The sequence below is a fragment of the Clostridium sp. SGI.024 genome, assembly GCF_050315195.1.
Taxonomy (GTDB): Bacteria; Bacillota; Clostridia; order Clostridiales; family Clostridiaceae; genus Clostridium.
In genome coordinates, this window is the sequence record NZ_JBNPON010000112.1 from 1 (window position 1) to 4,471 (window position 4,471).

Here is a 4,471-nt window from a genome sequence, read left to right on the forward strand (position 1 = left end):
ATAACTAATTTAGAAAATCAATTACACAAACTTATCTACAGTCTCAAACTAAATCATGACCACCCGTCAAACGGTGGTTTGCTCTACGCCTATAAGGCTCTGTTATTTGCTATGCTACTCGCACGTCGAACGGTTTGCCAACCGTATTTTTCCATCAGGCTACCCATAGAAGGGGTTTTATTATTTACCTTTCTTTACCGGCTCATTCGTAAACGGGTCTATATATTCTTTCAAACTCATTTGTTCATAAACTAAATCTTCCTGAATTTGATTTTTAATATACTCTTTTATTACTTTTTTACTTCTTCCTACTGTATCAACATAATACAATAAAAACATACATATTAATTAATATGTATGTTTTTATTTATTTAAAAAGAAGGTATAGCAGCATTATTAAATAATGTGAAATCAAATTCAAGCTTCCATTTAGATCTAGTTCCACGACTTAATGTTGCTGATGTTGAGGCTCCTAGAATAGAAGAATCAGATGTTCCTGTTACATACTGAGTATATCCTGTATCATAACTAAATGTATCTGAAGTAGGATTATATAGTGTATGTTGATATTGTCTTGCCATATCACGACATACTGTTATAACTTGTCTATCACTTACAGTTATTGATTTATCACTTCTGTACCACCCACCACTAACATTTGTTAGTAAATAATCATTTGTTCCAGGATTTTTATCATATGTTAATGTTAAATAAGTTTTTACTCCTAGACTTGAATCCCAATCTTCATTACTTGCTGTATTTCTTGCAGTAATAGTTTCTTCTAATGGATAAATATACTGATTTTCTAGTGAAGCTACATATGTTTCTGTATATTGGTTTTCATTATTTTTTTGTGTTTCATTTTCATTTTCATATTTAAATGCGTGAACTAAATATTTTGTTCCATCTTCATTTGTTAGTTCAAAAAATTTTGGTTCTTCATATTCGCTACTATTGGTATTTGTACTTCTATCTTGTATTATGTTTGCAGTATATTGATTTACTGCTTTTTCAAACATTTCATCAACATTAATTTCTCCATTTTCACTTGATATAGTTTCAGCTTTAGGAACTGAAACTAGACCAGTAAATAATAGTAATGTTAATAATATACTTGATGTTAATTTTTTCGAAAAATTGTTCATTTAAATTCCCCTTTTAACAATTTTTATAAATTTTAATACTATTTAGAGAAAAAGTCAAATAAAAGGATAAATATTCTTAATATATGTAAATTGAAAAAGTAATTTCCGTTTTTTTACTTAAACAGAAGTTAGTTTTTCAAAGTCTTTGATATAATTAATTTGATATTTGTCCTTAGCATATTGGGAGGATTAATTATGTCAAACAATAATTTATGCAAGGGAAAACACCTTAGGATTGAAGATCGAATTATAATTGAATATGGATTAGATCAAAATTACCCATTAAAAGAAATTGCCGAAAGAATAAAAAAGGATCCAACTACTATATCTAAGGAAATTAAAAGAAATAGATTTCTTAAAGTAAGTAAGAAAAAGGAAAATGATATACAACCGTGCCAACATCGAAGAAGTTGCACTAAGACAAACTTATGTAATAGTAACTGCGGAAAGCAATGTAAGAAATGTAGATTCATAAACTGCTACAGAGCATGCACTGATTTTTCAGCTAAGAAATGTTTTAAACTTGATCGCTATCCATATGTTTGTAACGGCTGTAACACTGCTACTACGTGTACGGCAGAAAAGCAGTATTATAAATCTAAAATTGCAGATACAAAGTATAAAGAACTATTAATATCATCTAGGGAAGGCCTTAATATAACCTCAAAAGAATTGAAAAATATAGATGATTTTATCTCTCCATTAATTTTTAAAGGGCAATCTTTATTTCATATTTTCACTCATCATAGGAAAGAAATAAATTGTTGTGAAAGAACTTTATATAATTATTTTGATAAAAATGCTTTTACAGCTAGAAACATTGATTTGCCTAGAAAGGTTAAGTATAAACCTAGAAAAAAATCTACATTTCCTGTCATTAAAGAGTCTAATTATAGAATTGGGAGAACATTTGTTGATTTTGCTAAATTCACTGAAGAGAATCCCAATATACCTATAGTAGAAATGGACACTGTCCACGGCACACGTAGTGGCAAAGTTCTGCTAACATTTATTTTTAGAAATTGCTCATTAATGCTAGCTTTTATTATTGATAATTGCACGGAAGTAGCTGTAAAAGAAGCTATAGATAAATTATATGAGGTAGTTGGACATGAGGATTTCAAAAGGCATTTTCCTGTTATTTTAACTGATAACGGTTCTGAATTTAAAGACCCTAATTCTTTAGAATTAGACAATGAAGGAAATCAAAGAACTAAAATATTTTACTGTAACCCCATGGCTTCTTACCAGAAGCCGCACGTAGAAAAGAATCTCGAGTACATAAGGTACATAATACCTAAAGGAATATCATTAAACAATCGTACTCAAGAAGAGATTACTTTAATGATGAATCATATTAATAGTACAGCAAGAGCCAGTTTAAATGGAAATACGCCATTCAAACTAGCTCAAATGTTATTAGATAATTCATTGTTAGATAAGCTATCATTAAAACCTATACTAGCAGATGAAATACATCTAAAACCTGCACTTTTCAAAAAATAAGATATCAAAAATCTAGGGCAAGTATCAACGGAACTTAATTATGCAAAAATCAAGCAAACGGAACTTAGTTTTGCAAGGAAATTCCGTAGGCTTAATAAGCATGTCTAAAACCCCTTGAAAATTAATTATCTTATAAAAATTATAGCTTATTTTATAGCTTTTTACTATTAAAATTATATCTAAAAACTGACTTTACTCTTGCAGTTGCAATAACTTACGCTAAAACGGAAGTTAGTTTTGCATTCAACGTATATCAAAATTTTTATAAATTTATTAAGTTTTATTTTTTATTATTGTTATTTTTAATAATATTAACCTTGTTTTCCAATTAATATATAAGTTATTTTATTTATATTTAGAAATACTAATAATGTTAAACATTCTAGGAGGTGATTAAAATTAAATTAAATAGAATATTAGTATTTTCTATTATTTTTACCATTTTGATATCTTCAAAAGCTTTTGCTATAGATATAAATGAAGATACATCATCTAAAGATAATAAAGAAAAGGTTGTATATCTTACCTTTGATGATGGTCCAGGTGGAAATGTTACAAAAGATATTTTAGATACTTTAAAGAAAGAAGAAGTTCTAGCAACATTTTTTGTAATAGGTTCAGAAATTAAAGGACAAGAAGCGATTTTATTAAGAATTAAAGATGAAGGTCATAGCATAGGATTACATAGCTTTACTCACGATAGAAATAAGCTTTACTGCAGTAATGATAATTTTTTAAATGAAATGATGAAAGCTCAAGATGCTATATACAATGTTACTGGAGAAAAATATAATATTTTAAGATTTCCATTTGGATGTAATAACAAAAGTTATAGATTAACACAAAATTTAGTTGATATTCTACATAAAAATAACTTTAAAATCTATGATTGGAATGCAGATAGTGGTGATGGAGCAAATTATAAATCTTCTCCAGAAACCATAATTAGAAAAGCTTGTAAAGCTGAAGATAATGTTGTTGTTTTAATGCATTGTGGTTTTATAAATAAGAATTCTGCTAAAGCTCTTCCATCTATAATTAAATATTATAAAAATAATGGTTATACTTTTAAAACTATTGATGAAACTACACCTGAAATATATAAAGTTACCAAGCAGTAAAAAAAGATGCCATGGCATAATTATTTTTTTAATTATGCCATGGCATCATATAAAAATATATTAATGGGCAATTTTTATTTACTTGCTAAAGTTCCTGTAACTTTTAATGCCACTCCTATAGACTTATATAATATTGTACCAAGAATAATGTTCATTATAGTGGCAGGTAATACTACCACAGTTACTAAAGTAAGAAAACTTCCTGGAAGTCCAACTATTATACTAGCAGATAGTAAAAATGTTAGTCCACTAACTATTGTTCCAAAGCTTAATGCTGATATTATCTTTATATTGTCACTTACTTTATTTCCCATAACTTTAAACATAAAATAAATCACATGTGCAGTTATTAGTTTATCTATGATATTTGGTAATTGTCCACCTGGGAATTTTGTTGTTAAAGCAGTTATAATTCCCATAATTATACTAGATATTAAAGTAGTTTTATAATCTTTATTAATTAATATAATAATAAACAACATTGAAATTGCAAAATCTGGTTGCATTAGTAACCCTAAAGCTGGTGTAATTTGATGTAATAAAGCTCCTATAGCTATTAATATCGCATTTAATATCATTTTTTTAACATTCATATTTTTATTCATAATAATTTTCCCCTTTTTATTATATTTTTAAACCTTATTATCTCCTGTCTTTCATAACATAATAACCAGCTCCTTTTATTATCTTAACTTAAAT

At 27.4% G+C, this 4,471-nt stretch carries 4 protein-coding genes and 1 pseudogene; 2 read left to right on the forward strand and 3 right to left on the reverse strand.

All coding sequences use genetic code 11. The features are described 5' to 3' along the window. Positions 1–180 precede the first annotated feature (180 nt). Together ACQRD5_RS16700 and ACQRD5_RS16705 are read right to left on the reverse strand one after the other, a co-directional pair. A pseudogene (locus tag ACQRD5_RS16700) lies at positions 181–327 on the reverse strand (IS200/IS605 family transposase); the annotation flags it as partial. Positions 328–371: 44 nt separating this feature from the next. After that, positions 372–1,145 carry a hypothetical protein gene (locus tag ACQRD5_RS16705; RefSeq protein WP_294363345.1) on the reverse strand — a complete coding sequence of 258 codons (774 nt, stop codon included), beginning with the start codon at positions 1,143–1,145 and terminating at the stop codon, positions 372–374. A gap of 195 nt (positions 1,146–1,340) precedes the next feature. Here ACQRD5_RS16705 and ACQRD5_RS16710 point away from each other — a divergent pair, with 195 nt between their 5' ends. Next, positions 1,341–2,651: an IS30 family transposase gene (locus ACQRD5_RS16710; RefSeq protein ID WP_320627576.1), complete on the forward strand. Its 1,311-nt coding sequence runs from the start codon at positions 1,341–1,343 to the stop codon at positions 2,649–2,651. Positions 2,652–3,097: 446 nt separating this feature from the next. Next, positions 3,098–3,772, forward strand: a complete 675-nt coding sequence (locus ACQRD5_RS16715; protein WP_294167045.1) for a polysaccharide deacetylase family protein — start codon at positions 3,098–3,100, stop codon at positions 3,770–3,772. A gap of 74 nt (positions 3,773–3,846) precedes the next feature. Here ACQRD5_RS16715 and ACQRD5_RS16720 read toward each other — a convergent pair whose 3' ends face one another. Next, positions 3,847–4,377, reverse strand: coding sequence for a tryptophan transporter (locus ACQRD5_RS16720; protein WP_427747081.1), 531 nt, complete (start codon positions 4,375–4,377; stop codon positions 3,847–3,849). Positions 4,378–4,471: the final 94 nt, after the last annotated feature.